This is a genomic window from Amycolatopsis sp. DG1A-15b (assembly GCF_030285645.1).
Classification (GTDB): domain Bacteria; phylum Actinomycetota; class Actinomycetes; order Mycobacteriales; family Pseudonocardiaceae; genus Amycolatopsis.
Window position 1 is genome coordinate 6,242,649 of the sequence record NZ_CP127296.1, and the last position, 17,103, is coordinate 6,259,751.

The 17,103-nt window shown below is 71.0% G+C and carries 15 protein-coding genes; 5 read left to right on the plus strand and 10 right to left on the minus strand.

The window, feature by feature from the left end; genetic code table 11:
* Positions 1–8 precede the first annotated feature (8 nt).
* Together QRY02_RS28595 and QRY02_RS28600 are read left to right on the plus strand one after the other, a co-directional pair.
* Positions 9–1,289, plus strand: a complete 1,281-nt coding sequence (locus tag QRY02_RS28595) for a glycosyltransferase 87 family protein (protein ID WP_285985930.1) — start codon at positions 9–11, stop codon at positions 1,287–1,289.
* Between the two features lie 41 nt (positions 1,290–1,330).
* Positions 1,331–1,717: a VOC family protein gene (locus QRY02_RS28600; RefSeq protein WP_285985931.1), complete on the plus strand. Its 387-nt coding sequence runs from the start codon at positions 1,331–1,333 to the stop codon at positions 1,715–1,717.
* Here QRY02_RS28600 and prfA read toward each other — a convergent pair.
* The 8 genes from prfA to argS all read right to left on the minus strand — a co-directional run bounded on the left by prfA (position 1,705) and on the right by argS (position 12,155).
* On the minus strand, positions 1,705–2,775 hold the full coding sequence (gene prfA / locus QRY02_RS28605; protein ID WP_285985932.1) for a peptide chain release factor 1: 1,071 nt from the start codon (positions 2,773–2,775) through the stop codon (positions 1,705–1,707). The two genes, QRY02_RS28600 and prfA, sit on opposite strands and share 13 nt — an antisense overlap.
* Positions 2,776–2,851: 76 nt before the next feature.
* Positions 2,852–3,082 (minus strand): 50S ribosomal protein L31, encoded by a 231-nt coding sequence (gene rpmE, locus QRY02_RS28610; protein ID WP_285985933.1) that lies wholly within the window; start codon positions 3,080–3,082, stop codon positions 2,852–2,854.
* A gap of 182 nt (positions 3,083–3,264) precedes the next feature.
* A complete protein-coding gene (rho, locus tag QRY02_RS28615) occupies positions 3,265–5,295 on the minus strand; it encodes a transcription termination factor Rho (protein ID WP_285985934.1) in 2,031 nt (676 codons plus the stop codon).
* Positions 5,296–5,705: 410 nt separating this feature from the next.
* Positions 5,706–6,593, minus strand: a complete 888-nt coding sequence (gene thrB / locus QRY02_RS28620; protein WP_285985935.1) for a homoserine kinase — start codon at positions 6,591–6,593, stop codon at positions 5,706–5,708.
* The gene (gene thrC / locus QRY02_RS28625; RefSeq protein WP_285985936.1) at positions 6,590–7,651 is read right to left on the minus strand and encodes a threonine synthase; all 1,062 of its coding nucleotides are present in this window, start codon (positions 7,649–7,651) and stop codon (positions 6,590–6,592) included. Before thrC ends, thrB begins: the two co-directional genes overlap by 4 nt.
* A 76-nt stretch (positions 7,652–7,727) precedes the next feature.
* Positions 7,728–9,053, minus strand: a complete 1,326-nt coding sequence (locus QRY02_RS28630; protein WP_285985937.1) for a homoserine dehydrogenase — start codon at positions 9,051–9,053, stop codon at positions 7,728–7,730.
* 6 nt (positions 9,054–9,059) lie between these two features.
* Positions 9,060–10,490 carry a diaminopimelate decarboxylase gene (lysA, locus tag QRY02_RS28635; RefSeq protein WP_285985938.1) on the minus strand — a complete coding sequence of 477 codons (1,431 nt, stop codon included), beginning with the start codon at positions 10,488–10,490 and terminating at the stop codon, positions 9,060–9,062.
* Between the two features lie 3 nt (positions 10,491–10,493).
* On the minus strand, positions 10,494–12,155 hold the full coding sequence (argS, locus tag QRY02_RS28640) for an arginine--tRNA ligase (RefSeq protein WP_285985939.1): 1,662 nt from the start codon (positions 12,153–12,155) through the stop codon (positions 10,494–10,496).
* Between the two features lie 196 nt (positions 12,156–12,351).
* Here argS and QRY02_RS28645 point away from each other — a divergent pair, with 196 nt between their 5' ends.
* Together QRY02_RS28645 and QRY02_RS28650 are read left to right on the plus strand one after the other, a co-directional pair.
* Positions 12,352–13,161, plus strand: a complete 810-nt coding sequence (locus QRY02_RS28645; protein ID WP_285985940.1) for a thioredoxin-like domain-containing protein — start codon at positions 12,352–12,354, stop codon at positions 13,159–13,161.
* Positions 13,158–13,880, plus strand: coding sequence for a DUF305 domain-containing protein (locus QRY02_RS28650; protein ID WP_285985941.1), 723 nt, complete (start codon positions 13,158–13,160; stop codon positions 13,878–13,880). Before QRY02_RS28645 ends, QRY02_RS28650 begins: the two co-directional genes overlap by 4 nt.
* A 29-nt stretch (positions 13,881–13,909) precedes the next feature.
* Here QRY02_RS28650 and QRY02_RS28655 read toward each other — a convergent pair whose 3' ends face one another.
* Positions 13,910–14,830, minus strand: a complete 921-nt coding sequence (locus QRY02_RS28655) for a cation diffusion facilitator family transporter (RefSeq protein ID WP_285985942.1) — start codon at positions 14,828–14,830, stop codon at positions 13,910–13,912.
* Positions 14,831–15,106: 276 nt separating this feature from the next.
* On the opposite strand from QRY02_RS28655, the gene QRY02_RS28660 reads away from it, so the two are divergent.
* On the plus strand, positions 15,107–15,943 hold the full coding sequence (locus QRY02_RS28660; RefSeq protein ID WP_285985943.1) for an SDR family oxidoreductase: 837 nt from the start codon (positions 15,107–15,109) through the stop codon (positions 15,941–15,943).
* Here QRY02_RS28660 and QRY02_RS28665 read toward each other — a convergent pair.
* Positions 15,940–17,040: an epoxide hydrolase family protein gene (locus tag QRY02_RS28665; protein WP_285985944.1), complete on the minus strand. Its 1,101-nt coding sequence runs from the start codon at positions 17,038–17,040 to the stop codon at positions 15,940–15,942. The two genes, QRY02_RS28660 and QRY02_RS28665, sit on opposite strands and share 4 nt — an antisense overlap.
* Between the last annotated feature and the right edge of the window lie 63 nt (positions 17,041–17,103).

Consider the following 17,103-nt stretch of genomic DNA (forward strand, 5'->3'; position numbering starts at 1 on the left):
GGCGGGAAATGAGCTTGTCCGGTTCGCTGCGACAGGAGACGGAGTACGAACCATCGGCGGCGGAACAGACCGTCGAAATCCCCGCGGTCGCCCACCGGCCGGCCGGTGCCGGACCGTCCGAGCGGACCCGCCGGCTCTCCGTGATCGTTCTCGCCGCCCTGCTGGTCCTGCTGGCCTTCGGTGTCCGGCTGGCCCTGTTCCGGTACGAGACCGCGGACTACACCGCCTTTTACCGGCGGTGGTACGACTTCGTCGTCGACCAGGGCGGGATCAGCGCGCTCAAGTACGAGTTCTCCGACCTGAACGCGCCCTACCGGTACTTCATGGTGCTGCTGCCCCACCTGCCGGTGCCTTCCCCGCTCGCCGGGATCAAGGCCTTCTCGGTTCTGTTCGACTTGGTGACGGCGTTCTTCGTGTACCGCATCGTGGCGCTGAAGTACCCGTCGCACTGGATCGCCGCCGCGGCCGCGTTCATCGTGTTCATGCTGCCGACCGTCGTGATCAACAGCGCCATGTGGGCCCAGGGCGACGCGATCTACACCGCGTTCTCCCTCGGCGCCGTCTACTTCCTGCTGCGGAAGCGGCCCTGGTGGGCCTCTGTGTTCTTCGGACTCGCGCTCGCGTTCAAGCTGCAGGCGATCTTCCTCTTCCCGCTGCTGCTCGTGATGGTGCTGCTCGGCCGCGTGCCGTGGCGGGCCCTGGTGGCGATCCCGGCCGTCTACCTCGTGCTGGACGTCCCCGCGCTGCTGGCCGGCGCGTCACCGGCGAAACTGCTGACGGTCTACCTCAACCAGACGAGCATCTACCCGCAGCTGACGCTCAGCGCGCCCAACATCTGGCAGTTCTTCCGCGGCGAGCACGGCATGGAAGCGATGAAGACCGCGGCGGTCCTGCTGACCGCGTTGCTGATCTTCACGCTCTGCCTGCTGGTGGTGCTCAGCCGGGTCGAGCTGACCGACACCCGGATCCTGGTGATCGGGGCGATCTCGGCGATGCTCGTGCCCTTCGTCCTGCCGTCGATGCACGAACGCTACTTCTACCTCGCCGATGTCCTGACGCTCGTCGTGGCGTTCTACCTGCCGCGGCAGCTGTGGTACGTCCCGATCATCGTCGAGTTCTGTTCGCTCATGTGCTACATCCCGAACATCTTCTTCGCGAAGGCGGGCGGCGAACCGGTCGACTTCCGCATCCTCGCGGCGCTGGAGCTGGGTGCACTGGTCCTGCTGGTCCGGTACGCCGTCTGGGACTTCCGCCGGCACCGCGAGCCACTCACACCGCTCACACGGTGATCCGGACCCGACGACGGCCGAGGGGGCCGACAATGCGGATAATGCACCAGGTCGTCACGTTCGACGCGGCCGACCTCGCGGCCGAGAGCCGCTTCTGGGCGGGTGTCCTCGGCGGCGAGGTCGACGACGACGGCGACTGGCACATGGTGCTGGTGGACGGAGCACCGCGGATCGGTGTGCAGCTCGCGACCGACCACGTGGCGCCGGAGTGGCCGGACGGCCCGACGAAGCAGCAGATCCACCTCGACCTATGGGTCGAGGACTTCGCCGAGGCCCACGAGCAGGTCATGTCCCTCGGCGCGAGGGTGCTGAAACCGGCGGCGGGGAACACCGCCGGTGACGACTTCCAGGTGTACGCCGACCCGGCCGGGCACCCCTTCTGCCTGTGCTGGCTGGTCCCCCGGCAGCCGGGGACTCAGCCTGACTGAGCCGCCAGGCGCTCTTCGCGGTCCGCGGTCGCCAGGGCGTCCAGCACGCCGTCCAGGTCGCCGTCGAGGACCTGGTCCAGGTTGTACGCCTTGTAGTTCACCCGGTGGTCCGAGATCCGGTTCTCCGGGAAGTTGTACGTCCGGACGCGCTCCGAGCGGTCCACCGTGCGGACCTGCGACCGGCGGGCGTCGGACGCCTTCGCCGCCGCCTCCTCCTCCGCGATCGCCTGCAGGCGGGCCTGGAGCACCTGCAGTGCCCGGGCGCGGTTCTGGATCTGGGACTTCTCGTTCTGGCAGGACACCACGATGCCCGTCGGCAGGTGGGTGATCCGGACCGCCGAGTCGGTCGTGTTGACGCTCTGGCCGCCCGGGCCCGACGACCGGAACACGTCGATGCGCAGGTCGTTCGGGTCGATCTCGACCTCGACCTCCTCCGGCTCCGGGTAGATCAGCACGCCGGACGCCGACGTGTGGATGCGGCCCTGCGACTCGGTCGCCGGCACGCGCTGGACGCGGTGGACGCCGCCCTCGAACTTCAGGCGGGACCACACCCCGTCCACGGTGGCCGCCTTCGTCTTGATCGACAGCGTCACGTCCTTGAAGCCGCCCAGGTCGGAGTCCACCGAGTCGAGGACCTCCGCCTTCCAGCCGTGGCGCTCGGCGTAGCGCAGGTACATGCGCAGGAGGTCGCCGGCGAACAGGGCCGACTCCTCGCCGCCCTCGCCGGACTTGATCTCCATCACGACGTCGGAGCCGTCGTACGGGTCGCGCGGGAGCAGCAGCTCGGTGAGCTTCGACTCGAGGTCGGGGATCCGCGCGGCCAGCTCCTCGGCCTCGGCGGCGAACTCCGCGTCCTCCGAAGCCATCTCCCGGGCGGCCGAGAGGTCGTCGCGGACGGTGTCCAGCTCGTGGACGGCCCGCACCACCGGCGACAGCTCGGCGTAGCGGCGGCCGAGCTTGCGGGCGCGCGCCTGGTCGGCGTGCACCGCCGGGTCCGCGAGCTGGCTCTCCAGCTCCGCGTGTTCGGCGAGCAGCCCCTTGAGCGAGCTCGAATCCACCTCTGCCACCTCTCAGCCCGGGTCAAGACGAGAAACGGCGCCCACCCGCGCGTGCGGGTGGGCGCCGTGGAAAAAGCTACTTGGCGTCGGCGTCCTTCTTCTGCCGCTTGCCGTAGCGAGCCTCGAAGCGCGCGACCCGGCCACCGGTGTCCATGATCTTCTGCTTGCCCGTGTAGAACGGGTGGCAGTTCGAGCAGATCTCGACGTGGATGTCGCCACTGGCCTTGGTGCTGCGCGTGGTGAAGCTGTTGCCGCAGTCGCAGTTCACGTTCGTGACCACGTACTCGGGGTGAATACCGCTCTTCATGGTGTCCTCTCTCGTTGGCTCCGGGTCCCCAGTCGTTCCACGGGGTGAACCGGCGCCGGACTTCAGCGGGTAATTCTGCCAGACGGGCTGACGAGTACTGGAACGTACCCCGCTGACCAGCTATTCCCGACGCGGAAGGGCCTCCCCGGGGCACCCCGGGAAGGCCCTTCCGCGGCCAGGACTCAGTCGTCTTCGCCGCCGCCGAGGGCGGTTTTCGAGACCTGCATCAGGAACTCGGTGTTCGTCTTCGTCTTGCGCAGCCGCGAGATCAGCAGGTCGATGGCCTGCTGCGAGTCGAGCGCGTGCAGCACCCGGCTCAGCTTCACGGTCACGGCCAGCTCGTCCGGGTTGAGCAGCAGCTCGTCCTTGCGAGTACCGGACGGGTTGACGTCGACGGCCGGGAACACGCGGCGCTCGGCGATCTTGCGGTCGAGCTTGAGCTCCGCGTTACCGGTGCCCTTGAACTCCTCGAAGATGACCGTGTCCATCGTCGAGCCGGTCTCGACCATCGCCGTGGCGAAGATGGTCAGCGAGCCGCCGTTCTCGATGTTGCGCGCCGCACCCAGGAACCGCTTGGGCGGGTACAGCGCGGTCGAGTCGACACCACCGGACAGGATCCGGCCGGATGCCGGGGCCGCCAGGTTGTACGCGCGGCCGAGCCTGGTGATCGAGTCGAGCAGCACGACGACGTCGTGACCCATCTCGACCAGGCGCTTGGCCCGCTCGATCGACAGCTCCGCGACCGAGGTGTGGTCCGCCGGCGGCCGGTCGAAGGTCGAGGCGATGACCTCGCCCTTCACCGAGCGCTGCATGTCCGTGACCTCTTCCGGACGCTCGTCGACCAGGACGACCATCAGGTGGCACTCGGGGTTGTTCGTGGAGATCGCGTTCGCGATGTCCTGCATGATCGTGGTCTTACCGGCCTTCGGCGGCGACACGATCAGGGCGCGCTGCCCCTTGCCGACCGGCATGATCAGGTCGATCACGCGGGTCGTGAGCTTGTGCGACTCGGTCTCGAGGCGCAGCCGCTCGTTCGGGTACAGCGGGGTCAGCTTGGTGAAGTCCGGACGCCGCTTGGCCTCGTCCGGCTCCAGGCCGTTGATCGAGTCGACGCGCACCAGCGGGTTGAACTTCTGCCGCTGCTGCTCGCCGTCCCGCGGCTGGCGCACGACGCCGGTGATGGCGTCACCGCGGCGCAGGCCGTACTTGCGGACCAGCGAGAGCGACACGTACACGTCGTTCGGGCCGGCGAGGTAGCCGGAGGTCCGCACGAACGCGTAGTTGTCGAGCACGTCCAGGATGCCCGCCACGGGCAGCAGGACGTCGTCCTCGCGGATCTCGGTGTCCGGCGAGCCGGTTTCGCGCTGGCCGCCGCCACTGCCCCGGCGACGGCGGTCGCGGAAGCGACGGCCGCGACGGCCGCCTTCCTCGTCGTCGTCCGGCTGCTGGTTGCGGTTGTCCTGCCCGCCGCGGTTGCCGTCCTGCTGGCTGTTGCGCTGGCGGTTGCCGTCCTGACGGTTGCCGTCCTGACGGCTGTCCCCGCGGTTGTCGTTGCGGTTGTCGCCGCGGTTGCCCCCGCCCTGGCGCTGCTGGTCGCGGTTGCGGTCGCCCTGCTGGCGGTCGCCCTGACCCTGCTGACGGTCGCCCTGCTGACGGTCGCCGCCTTGCTGGCGGTCGCCCTGCTGACGGTCACCCTGGCCCGGCTGGCGGTCGCCGCCCTGCTGGGCGTCGGGCGACCCGGCGGCCCGGTTGGACCCGCGGCGACGCCGGCTGCGGCCGCCCTCCTCGGACTGGCCGTCCTGCGGGGTGTCCTGCCGGTCCTGCTGCGGGCGCTCGGCCTGCGGCTGGGCGTCCGACGGCGCGGACGCGGGCGCCTCGGCCTTCGGCTCCGGCTTGGTCTCCGCCGGAGCGGCGGGCGCCTCGGCCTTCGCCTTGGGGGCCGCCTTCGGCGGCTCGCCGACGCCTTCCAGCGGCAACGTCTCGGCCGCCGCACGCGGCTTGCGGGACTTGCCCTGGCGCTCACGGATCGCGGCGATCAGATCGCCCTTGCGCATGCCCGTCGTCTCGCCGACGCCGAGCTCCCCAGCCAGCGAACGCAGTTCGGCGACGGTCTTTCCGGTCAGCCCGCCGACCGCCCGCTTGGGAGCGGGGGCCGTGCCGTTCGATCCGGCCGTGTCGCTACCCACGTCGCTCAAAAGATCGGTGTTGCTCACACATGTCCTTCCTGACCGATCCACGCCTCCAGGCGGATCAGCGGACTGCCGCTCGCTTCTGATCGCGAACCGGCGTAATTGCCCCCCGATACGCGAGATGAGCTCTTCGGCCGTGCGGAACACAGCTGGAGCGCCTCCACCACAGGGGTTTGCGTCCTCCATTCGGAGGACACGGAATTCGGCACCGCCGAGACCGGAAACCCGCCTGCGTCCCTCCGCGTTACCCCGCGTGCCAGGCGGTGCGGATTCGGCGGATCGACGAAGGATGCGATCCGGGGGATTCCCCGGGACCGGCATCGGGTGCGGAAACGCACGGTGATCGAACGCCCCCGAGGGTAGACCGCAGCGGTGCCGGGTGCAACAACCACCCCCCGCGTGGCGGGCGTGGCGGCGGGCACGTGACCCACCCTTTACTGAGCCGCAACCTGCACGCCCGCAAGATCCACGGGCAGCTCGAGGACGTCGAAACCGTCAACGCCGGCCTCCGGCGGGAGTATTCCCGTCGTGGTCAGCGCGAGCACCGTCGGTCCGGCGCCGGAGATGGCGGCGGCCACTCCCTGTGCACGGAGCGTCGCCACCAGCTCCGTGCTCGCCGGGTACGCGGGGGCGCGGTAGCCCTGGTGCAGGCGATCCTCGGTGGCCGGGAGCAGCAGCTCCGGCCGCGCCGTCAGGGCGTGGACGGCGAGCGCGGCGCGGCCCGCGTTGTGCGCGGCGTCGGCGTGCGGCACGGCCGCCGGCAGCAGGCCGCGCGTGGTCGCGGTGGCCGAGCGGACCGACGGCACGGCCACGACCGGCCGGATCGACGGGTGCGGGGTGAGCCGCTCGGCGTGGAAGCGGCCGCCGTCGCACCAGGCCAGGACCAGGCCGCCGAGCAGGCTGGCCGCGGCGTTGTCGGCGTGGCCTTCGAACCCGGCGGCCAGCTGCAGCGCGTCGAACGCGTCCATTTCCCGGCCGGCGATGGCGTACCCGGCGGCCACCCCGGACACCACCGCGGCCGCGGACGAGCCGAGGCCGCGCGCGTGCGGGATCGCGTTGGCGCAGCGCAGGTGCAGGCCGGGCGGCTCGACGCCGAGGTGCTCGCAGGTCGCGCGGATCGCCCGCACGACCAGGTGGGTTTCGTCGGTGGGGACGTCCGCCACGCCACCGGCGCCGGCGTCCTCCACCTCGACCTTGAGCCCGGTGTCGGTGACCCGCACTTCGACGACGTCGTACAGGCCCAGCGCCATCCCGAAGGCGTCGAAGCCCGGCCCGAGGTTCGCCGTGGACGCGGGAACGGTGACCTTGAACCCGCCGCTCACCGCAGGTCCAGCGCCGCCGCGACGGCCGAGGGGTCCACGGCGAGGGGTTCGACCTCGACGTTGCCCGCCAGCGCCGTCTGGGGGTCCTTCAGGCCGTGCCCGGTGACCGTGCAGACGACCCGTGAACCGCGCGGGAGCCGGCCGTCGGCGGCCGTGGCCAGCAGGCCCGCCACGCTGGTGGCCGACGCCGGCTCGACGAAGACGCCCTCACGGCCGGCCAGCAGCCGGTAGGCCTCGAGGATCTTCTCGTCGGTGACGGCTTCGAAGAGCCCGTCCGAGGCGTCCTTGGCCTTCACCGCGGCGGTCCACGACGCCGGGCTGCCGATCCGGATCGCCGTCGCGATCGTGTCCGGGTCGCGCACCGGCTCGCCGTGCACCAGCGGCGCCGCGCCGGCCGCCTGGAAGCCGAACATCCGGGGCGTGTTCTTCACCACACCGTCGGCCGCGTACTCCGAATACCCCGCCCAGTAGGCGGTGATGTTCCCCGCGTTGCCGACCGGCAGGCAGTGGATGTCCGGCGCGGTGCCGAGCACGTCGCAGATTTCGAAGGCCGCGGTCTTCTGGCCGGCGATGCGCACCGGGTTGACCGAGTTGACCAGGGTGACCGGGTAGTCGGCCGCGGTCTTGCGGGCCAGCTCGAGGCAGTCGTCGAAGTTGCCGTCGACCTGCAGGATCCGGGCACCGTGCAGCACGGCCTGGGCCAGCTTGCCCATGGCGATCTTGCCCTGGGGCACCAGCACGGCGCAGGTGAGGCCGGCGCGGGCGGCGTAGGCCGCGGCCGAGGCGGACGTGTTGCCGGTCGACGCGCAGATCACCGCCTTGAGGCCGCTGGCCAGCGCGTGCGTGATGGCCACGGTCATCCCGCGGTCCTTGAACGAGCCGGTCGGGTTGGCGCCCTCGACCTTGAGGTACACCTCGCAGCCGGTCAGCTCGGACAGGTGGTGGGCGGGAAGCAGCGGCGTGTTGCCCTCCCCGAGCGTGACGACCCGCGCACCATCCGGGACTGGGACGCGGTCCCGGTACGCCTCGATGAGCCCGGGCCACGGCTGCCTGATCATGCGATCGCCTCGCTACGCGAGACAGCGCCTGATTCCTTCTGGCGCATGATGTCCATGGTTCGCTCGCAAGCGTCGCTCACTGGTCTTCGCCTTCCACACGCATCACGCTGACAACTTCGTGGACGACGTCGAGCCGCCCGATCTCGTCCACAGTGGACTGCAACGCCGCATCGGGTGCCTGGTGCGTCACCACGACCAGGCTCGCGCGGTCGCCGACGTCGCTCTGGCGCACCGCCGCGATGCTGACGCCGTGGTCGGCGAACGCCTGCGCCACCTGGGCGAGCACGCCGGCGCGGTCCGCGACGGACAGGCTGACGTGGTACCGGGTCGGCGTCTGGCCCATCGGCCGCACCGGCAGCGCCGCGTGCGCGGACTCGCGCGGGCCGCGGCCGCCGACGACCCGGTTGCGGGCCACCGCGACGAGGTCGCCGAGCACCGCGCTCGCGGTCGGCGCACCGCCCGCGCCCTGGCCGTAGAACATCAGCTCACCGGCCGCGTCGGCCTCGACGTAGACGGCGTTGAACGCGCCGCCGACGCCCGCGAGCTGGTGGCTGCGCGGGATCATCACCGGGTGCACGCGAGCGGACACCGATTCGACGCCGTCGTCGTCGGTGACCCGCTCGCAGATGGCCAGCAGCTTCACCGTGCGCCCGAGGCCCCTGGCCGCCGCGAGGTCGGAGGCGGTGACGTCGGCGATGCCCTCGCGGTGCACGTCCGACGCCGTCACGCGGGTGTGGAAGGCGAGGGAGGCGAGGATCGCGGCCTTCGACGCGGCGTCGTAGCCGTCGACGTCGGCGGTCGGGTCGGCCTCGGCGTACCCGAGCCGGCTGGCTTCGTCGAGCGTCTCGGCGTAGCCGGCGCCGGTGGAGTCCATCGCCGACAGGATGTAGTTCGTGGTGCCGTTGACGATGCCCATCACCCGGGTGATCCGGTCGCCCGCGAGGGATTCGCGCAGCGGCCGCAGCAGCGGGATGGCCCCGGCCACCGCGGCCTCGAAGTAGAGGTCGGCGCCCGCGGCGTCGGCCGCCTCGAACAGGTCCGCGGAGTGCTCGGCCAGCAGCGCCTTGTTCGCCGTGACGACCGACTTCCCGGCCTTCAGCGCGGCGAGCAGCCAGCCGCGCACCGGCTCGATCCCGCCGACCAGCTCGACGACGACGTCGACGTCGTCGCTGGTCACCAGCTTCTCGGCGTCGGCGGTCAGCAGCTCCGGCGGCAGCTCGGGGTGCTTGTCCGGGCGGCGGACGGCGATGCCGGCCAGCTCGACCGGCGCGCCCGCCCGCGCGGCCAGCTCCTCGGCCTGCTCGGTGAGCAGCCGGGCGACCTCGCCGCCGACGGTCCCGCAGCCCAGCAGCGCGACCCTGATCGGGCGTCGTCCGGCTGCGGGCAGTTCGGAAGCAGACACGGTGTTTCAGACCTCCAGGCGCAGCATGTCGTCGGTCGTCTCCCGCCGCAGCAGCAGCCGTGAGCTGCCGTTGCGCACGGCGACCACGGCCGGCCGGGGCATCCGGTTGTACGTGCTCGCCATCGAGTAGCAGTACGCGCCGGTCGCCGCGACCGCCAGCAGGTCGCCGGGAGCCAGCGTGTCGGGCAGCCAGCAGTCTCGTACGACGATGTCGCCGGATTCACAGTGTTTTCCCACGACCCGGGACAACACGGCCGGCACCGGCTGATCGTTGTCGGCCGCGGAGCGGGAAACCAGCCGGACGTCGTAGACCGCGTCGTAGAGCGCGGTGCGGATGTTGTCGCTCATCCCGCCGTCGACGCTGACGTACCGCCGGGAGGACTCGTCGCCGAGCGAGACGTCCTTGATGGTGCCGACCTCGTAGAGCGTGATCGTGCCCGGACCGGCGATCGCGCGGCCCGGCTCGCCGGCGATCCGCGGCACCGGCAGGCCCGCGTAGGCGCACTCCTTGCGGACGATCTCGCGGATCTGCGTGATCATCTGCGCGGGCGGCGGCGGGTTGTCCTTCTCGGTGTAGGCGATGCCGAAGCCACCGCCGAGGTCGACCAGGCTCAGCTGGTCGAGCAGCTCCGGGCCGTGCTCCTTGGCCAGGTCGGCGAGCAGCCCGACGACGCGGCGGGCGGCGACCTCGAAACCGTCGGCGTCGAAGATCTGCGAGCCGATGTGGCTGTGCAGGCCGACGAGCTTGAGCGAACGCGCGTTGAGCACCCGGCGGACCGCCTCGGCGGCGTCGCCGCTCGCCAGGGAGAACCCGAACTTCTGGTCCTCGTGGGCGGTCGCGATGAACTCGTGCGTGTGCGCCTCGACGCCGACGGTCACCCGGATCAGCACGGACTGCACGACGTCGTGGCGGGCGGCGATGTCGGCCAGCCGGGCGATCTCGAAGGAGGAGTCGAGCACGATCGTGCCGACCCCGGCGACGACCGCGGCCTCCAGCTCGGCGGGCGACTTGTTGTTGCCGTGGAAGGTGATCCGCTCGGCCGGGAAGGCCGCCCGCTGCGCCACGGCGAGCTCGCCGCCGCTGCAGACGTCCAGGCTCAGGCCCTGCTCGGCCACCCAGCGGGCGACCTCGATGGAGAGGAAGGCCTTGGACGCGTAGTGCACGAGCGACGGGTCGTCGAAGGCCTCGGCGTAGTCCGCGCACCGGGACTTGAAGTCGGCTTCGTCGACGACGAACAGCGGCGTGCCGTGCTGCTCGGCGAGCTCGCGGACGTCGACGCCGGCGATCCGGACGACGCCGTCGGCGGCGCGGAAGGTGTTGCGCGGCCACACCTTCGCGGGCAGCTTGTCGAGCTCCTCGACCCCGGACGGCTGGTGCCCGGAGGTGTCGGCGTGGGTATAGACGTCGGCGTGCCTGGGGCCCGCGGGGTGCGCCATTTCTTACATCCGTTCCGGAGCGGAGACACCGACCAGCGCGAGACCGTTGGCGAGCACCACGCGCGCCGCCTCGCAAAGAGCCACCCGGGCGTAGTTGGCCGGGGTGGCCGCCTCGTCGCCCTTGGGCAGCACGCGGGCCTCACGGACCGCGTAGAACTTGTGGAGCGCGCCCGCCAGGTCCTCCAGGTAACGCGCGATCCGGTGCGGCTCCCGCATTTCGGCGGCGCGGCGCACGGTCTCCGGGAACTCCCCGATGGTGCGGATCAGATCGCCCTCGACCGGCAGCGTCAGGAGACCCAGGTCGACGTCCTCAGTGGACTTGAGACCGAGGTCCGCGGCCCCGCGCAGCATCGTGCACAGGCGCGCGTGGGCGTACTGGACGTAGTAGACGGGGTTGTCGTTGGAGTGCTTGCGCAGCAGGTCCAGGTCGACGTCCAAAGTGGAGTCGACGGAGTAGCGGATCAGCTCGTAGCGGGCCGGGTCGACGCCGACGGCCTCGACGAGGTCCTCCATGGTGATCACCGTGCCCGCGCGCTTGGACATCCGGACCGGCTTGCCGTCGCTGACCAGGTTGACCATCTGGCCGATCAGCACCTCGACCGTGCCCGGGTCGTCGCCGAAAGCCGCCGCGGCCGCCTTGAGCCGCGCGATGTAGCCGTGGTGGTCCGCGCCGAGCATGTAGATGCACAGGTCGAAGCCGCGGTTGCGCTTGTCCTTGAAGTAGGCCAGGTCACCGGCGATGTAGGCCGGGTTGCCGTCCTGCTTGATGACGACGCGGTCCTTGTCGTCGCCGTACTCCGACGACTTCAGCCACCAGGCGCCTTCGTTGAAGTACAGGTTCCCGGAGTCCTTCAGCTGCTGGACGGCGGCGTCGACCGCGCCCGACTCGTGCAGCGAGTTCTCATGGAAGTAGACGTCGAAGTCGGTGCCGAAGTCGTGCAGGCTGGACCGGATTTCGCTGAACATCAGCTCGATGCCGATCCGGCGGAACGTCTCGTGCCGCTCGGCCTCCGGCAGCGACAGGGCACTCGGCTCGGCCTTGATGACCTCGGCGGCGATGTCGTTGATGTAGCCGCCCGCGTAGCCGTCTTCCGGCGCGGGCTCGCCCTTCGCGGCGGCGATCAGGGACCGGACGAACCGGTCGATCTGGGCGCCGGCGTCGTTGAAGTAGTACTCGCGGGTGACATCAGCGCCCTGCGCGGCCAGCACGCGGCCCAGCGCGTCGCCGACCGCGGCCCAGCGGGTGCCGCCGAGGTGGATCGGCCCGGTCGGGTTGGCCGAGACGAACTCGAGGTTGATCCGGGTGCCGGCCAGCGCGTCACCGCGCCCGTAGGCCGCGCCGGCGTCGAGCACCTGGCGCACGATGTCGCCCTGGGCGGCCGCGGCGAGCCGGAAGTTGAGGAAGCCGGGGCCGGCGACCTCGGCCGAGGCGACGCCGTCGTCCGCCGAGACCGCCTCGGCGAGCGCCTCGGCGAAGTCGCGCGGCTTGAGGCCGGCCTTCTTGGCCACCTGGAGGGCGAGGTTCGTCGCGTAGTCGCCGTGGTCGGGGTTGCGCGGGCGTTCGATGGTCACCTGCTCCGGCAGCACGGCGTCGTCGATGCCGCGTGCGGCGAGCACCTGCACGGCGGAGCTGCGGACCAGGTCGGCGAGAGCGGCGGGAGTCACTTGCCGAATTCTAGGTGTGCCCAGGTCCGGCGCTTGCAGCGGTCTCGGCCACGTCACGGGACGTGGGTGTGTGAGGCGTTAACGGTAGTCAGACGCGTGGCCCCTAGACTGGCCCGGGCGGGAATCCGTCCGCAGCCACCAGAGGGAGAACGCGGAAGCCATGGCGAACGGGACAACTCGGAAAAAGGGGTCGGCGGTGAAGGCGGCCCGCGGTTCCGTGGTGAGCAAGAAGGGCACGCCCTGGGGCACGATCATCGCCGTGGTCGCCATCGTGGCGCTGGCCGCCTCGGTGATCATCTACTACATGGTGCAGTCCGCCCCGAAGCGTGAGCAGGCCGACCGCGAGGCCGCCGCCGCGTCGTTCGCGCCGACCGCGGCGGAGCCGGACCCCTCGAAGCGCATCCCCGGCGTGGTGACCGCGACCTACACGGGCAGCGTCCACGTGCTCCCGACCGAGCGCGTCGCCTACGACAAGACCCCGCCGTTCGGCGGACCGCACGACCAGACGTGGGCCACCTGCACCGGCACGGTGTACCCGACCGCCGTCCGCACCGAGAACATGGTGCACGCGCTTGAACACGGCGCCGTCTGGATCGCCTACAACCCGCAGCAGATCACGGGTGACGCGCTCACCAAGCTGAGCGTCCGCGCCAAGGGCAAGCCGTACACGATGATGTCGCCCTACCCGGGCCTGGACAAGCCGATCTCGCTGCAGTCGTGGGGCCACCAGCTCAAGCTGGACGACGTCAACGACCTGCGGATCGACGAGTTCATCGCGGCGCTGCGGAGCAACCCGAACGGCGTCTACCCCGAGGTAGGCGCGTCCTGCGACGCGGTCCCGGGCCAGTTCGACCCGGACAACCCGCCGCCGTTCAACCCGTCGAAGCCGGGCCCGGACGCGAAGCCGATGGACTACAAGGGCAGCACCGCCGCGCAGGGTGAGCAGGGCATGCCGCCGTCCGCGCCGGTGCCCTCCGCCCCCGCTTCCGCCCCGCCGACGAAGTGACCACCGAAGCCGGCCTCGACACCGAAGAGGTCACCGAGCAGCCGACCTGGTCGCGCTGGGTGATCATCGGCGGGACGCTCCTCGCGGTCCTGCTGATCGGCGCGACGGCGGGGATGTTCCTCACCCGCGCCGTCGACGACCCGGCCGCGGCGACCCCCGCCGCCGGCTCGGTCGAGGTCGGCTTCGCCCAGGACATGTCGACGCACCACCTCCAGGCGGTGACGATGGCGGGCATCGCCCGCGACCGCACGACCGACCCGGAGATCAAGCAGCTGTCGTTCGACATCGAGCGGACGCAGCTGGAGCAGGTCGGCCGCATGAAGGGCTGGCTCATGCTGTGGGACCAGCCCGAGCAGCCGATCGGCGCCCCGATGCAGTGGATGACGGAACCGATGGCGGGCCACGGTGACATGCCGGGGATGTCGATGGCCCCGTCCTCGCTCGACCCGGCGGCCGGCCCGCTGATGCCGGGCATGGCGACGGACACCGACCTGAAGAAGCTGCGCTCCCTGTCGGGCCGCGAATTCGACGTGTATTTCCTGCAGCTGATGTTGCGCCACCACCAGGGCGGCACCTCGATGGCCCAGTACGCGGCGGCCCATTCGACGCTGCCGGCGTTGAAGGCGCTGGTGAACAGCATTCTGACGTCGCAGGGCGCGGAGATGGACCAGATCAAGCTGATGCTTTCCGGCCGGGGAGCTCAGCCGCTGCCGGCTTAGGCCGGTTCGGGCGGGGCGCCGTTACCGCTTCACCAAGACAGCTCCTGGCAGCGGCGCGCGCACTGCGGCGCTTCCACCTGCAGCGTCGCGTGCTCGATCGCGTACCGCGAAGACAGCAGGTTCTGCGCGTCGGTCAGCACGTCCGACTGCTTCGCCGGCGGCGCCAGCGTCAGGTGCGCCGAAGCCACCTCCATGCCCGACGTCAGCGTCCAGACGTGCAGGTCGTGCACGTCCGCCACGCCCGGGAGGGCCGCCAGCTCCGCGTTGATCGCTCCGACGTCGACGCCCTGGGGCGCGTGCTGGAACAGGATGCGCAGCGCCCGGCGGGCCAGCGTCCACGTGCGGGGCAGCACGAACAGCCCGATGGCGACACCGATGATCGGGTCGGCGTAGCGCCAGCCCGTCAGCAGCGTCACCGCGCCGCTGATCAGGACGCCGACCGAGCCGATCAGGTCGGCCAGCACCTCGAGGTACGCGCCGCGGACGTTGAGGCTTTCCTTCGCCCCCGACCGCAGCACGGCGAACGACACCAGGTTGGCCACCAGGCCGGCCGCCGCGACCAGCAGCACCGGGAGGCCCGGGACCGCCGGTGGGTCGCCGATGCGGCCGATCGCCTCGATCAGGACGTACCCCGCGACGCCGAACAGCAGCAGCGCGTTGGCCAGCGCGGCCAGCACCTCCGCGCGGTAGAGCCCGAAGGTGCGGCTGACCGTCGGCCCGCTGCGCCGCGCCAGGATGATCGCGGCCAGCGCCATGCCGACCCCGAGGACGTCGGTGAACATGTGGGCCGCGTCCGAGATCAGGGCCAGCGAGCCGGTCGTCACGCTGACGACGAACTCGAGCACCATGAACCCGGCGCCGATGCCCAGGGCGATGGCCAGCCGTCGCACGTGGCGCCCCGACGCGCTCGCCGGCGCGATCGCGTGCCCGTGGCCGTGTCCCTGACCCATTCCGCCTCCGTTCCCGGTTCACCGTCGGGTCAAACATATAGTCGGATGCGCATATGTGCAACAGAGGGCAGGCTAAGATCACTCACCGGCAAGCTACCGCGCGCGGCCGGGCCACCCCAATCCACCAGGCGGGGTTTCCCGCCAGGCGGACTCGTCACCCTTCGGCGTCGACGATGCACCCGAGCAGGTGCCGCCGCCGCGGACTCGGACGGCTCGGCGAACCGCTACCGTGACCACCATTTCCGCCATTTCCGCTGAACAGATCGAGGTCGCCAGATGAGCAACGACCGCGTCGCCCTGATCACCGGCACGTCCTCCGGCATCGGCCTGGCCACGGCGGTGCTGGCGGCCCGGCGAGGCTTTCGCACGGTCGCGACGCTGCGCGACACCGGTCGCGCCGGCCGCCTGCACGAGGCCGCCGCCGAGGCCGGCGTCGAACTGGACGTCCGCCCGCTCGACGTCACCGACGCCGGCTCCGTCGGCGCGGCGTTCGAAGGCGTCCTCGCCGACTACGGCCGGCTCGACGTCCTGGTCAACAACGCCGGCGCGGGTCACATCGGCACGATCGAGCAGGAACCCGTCTCGGCGGTTCGCGAGACGATGGAGGTCAACTTCTTCGGCGTCGCCGAGACGACCAAGGCCGCGATGCCGGCCCTGCGCGCCAGTGGCGGCCGCCTGATCACGGTGACCAGTGTCGGCGGCGTGATCGGCCAGCCGTTCAACGAGGCCTACTGCGCGGCGAAGTTCGCCGTCGAAGGCATGATGGAAGCGCTGGCGCCGGTCGCCGCGGCGCAGGGTGTCACGGTGTGCGTCGTCGAGCCGGGCGCGGTCGCGACGGAGTTCGTCAACAACGTCGGCGTCGGCGAGCGGCTCTTCGCCGAAGCCGGGCCGTACGCCGATTCCCTGCGGAAGTACATCGCCAACGTCACGAAGTCGTTCCAGGGCGCGCAGACGGCCGACGAGGTCGCCGAAGTGATCCTGGGCGCGATGACGGCGGAGACACCCGCCTTCCGCATCCAGACGTCGAAGTGGGCCGAGGAGTTCGCGGCACTCAAGTTCGCCGACCGCGACGGTTCAGCCGTGCAGCGGTTGACCAGTGGCTGGCTCGCCTAGCGCACCAGCCGGAAGAACCCGCGCACCTGCTCGACGAACAACCCGGGCTGCTCCAGCGCGGCGAAGTGCCCGCCGACGGGCAATTCCTCGAACCAGCGCAGGTCGGTGTAGCGCTGCTCGGCTTGCCGCCGCGACGGCCGCACGATCTCCTTCGGGAACACCGAAACCCCGGCCGGAACATCCACAGTGGACAGATCGCGGTCGTTGTTCGCCCAGTACATCCGCGCGGACGACGCCGCCGTCGCGGTGAACCAGTAGACGGAAATCGCGTCCAGGATGCGCCGCCGGTCGACGGCGTCCTCCGGGCGGCCCTTGTGGTCGGTCCAGGCCCAGAACTTCTCGGCGATCCAGGCGGCCTGGCCGGCGGGCGAGTCGGTGAGGCCGTAGCCGAGCGTCTGCGGGCGGGTGCCCTGCTGGGCGGAGTAGCCGCTGCCGCTCCGCCGGAACTCCTCGAGGTCGGCGAGGGCCTGGCGCTCCCCGGGCGTCGGGTCGGCGGTGTCCATCCGCACCGGCGCGAAGTTGACGTGCACGCCGGCGACGTGGCCGGACCGCGCCACGGCGTTCGTGACGGCGGCACCCCAGTCGCCACCCTGGGCGCCGTAGCGGTCGTAGCCGAGCGACGTCATGAGCCCGTCCCACAGTTCGGCCACCCGCGCGATCTTCAGCGCGGGCTTGTCACTCCACCCGAACCCGGGCAGCGACGGCGCGACGACGTGGAAGGCATCGGCGGGATCACCCCCGTACGCGGCGGGATCGGTCAGCGGCCCGAGGACGTCGAGGAACTCCAGCACGGACCCGGGCCAGCCGTGGGTCAGCACGAGCGGCAGCGCATCGGCCACCGGCGACCGGACGTGCAGGAAGTGCAGGCCGACCCCGTCGACGGTGGCCCGGAACTGCGGAAAGGCGTTGAGCCGCCGCGCGAACCCGAAGTCGTACTCCTCGCCCCAGTCACGGCAGAGCTCACGCACGTAGGCGAGCGGAACCCCCTGCGACCAGTCATCGACGGTCTCGGCCTCGGGCCACCGCGTCCGCCGCAGCCGCTCCCGCAGATCGGCGACATCGCCCTCATCGAGAACTACCTGGAACGGCTCGGCCATCTCGGCTCCTTCAGGTGGGCCTACCACGCTAGCGACGACCGGCCGAATCGATCAACTTCACCC

Coding starts and splice junctions, on each gene's coding strand:
- QRY02_RS28595 (WP_285985930.1), top strand. CDS start 9: ATGAGCTTGTCCGGTTCGCTGCGACAGGAGACGGAGTACGAACCATCG.
- QRY02_RS28600 (WP_285985931.1), top strand. CDS start 1,331: ATGCACCAGGTCGTCACGTTCGACGCGGCCGACCTCGCGGCCGAGAGC.
- rpmE (WP_285985933.1), bottom strand. CDS start 3,082: ATGAAGAGCGGTATTCACCCCGAGTACGTGGTCACGAACGTGAACTGC.
- thrC (WP_285985936.1), bottom strand. CDS start 7,651: ATGATCAGGCAGCCGTGGCCCGGGCTCATCGAGGCGTACCGGGACCGC.
- lysA (WP_285985938.1), bottom strand. CDS start 10,490: ATGGCGCACCCCGCGGGCCCCAGGCACGCCGACGTCTATACCCACGCC.
- QRY02_RS28655 (WP_285985942.1), bottom strand. CDS start 14,830: ATGGGTCAGGGACACGGCCACGGGCACGCGATCGCGCCGGCGAGCGCG.
- QRY02_RS28660 (WP_285985943.1), top strand. CDS start 15,107: ATGAGCAACGACCGCGTCGCCCTGATCACCGGCACGTCCTCCGGCATC.
- QRY02_RS28665 (WP_285985944.1), bottom strand. CDS start 17,040: ATGGCCGAGCCGTTCCAGGTAGTTCTCGATGAGGGCGATGTCGCCGAT.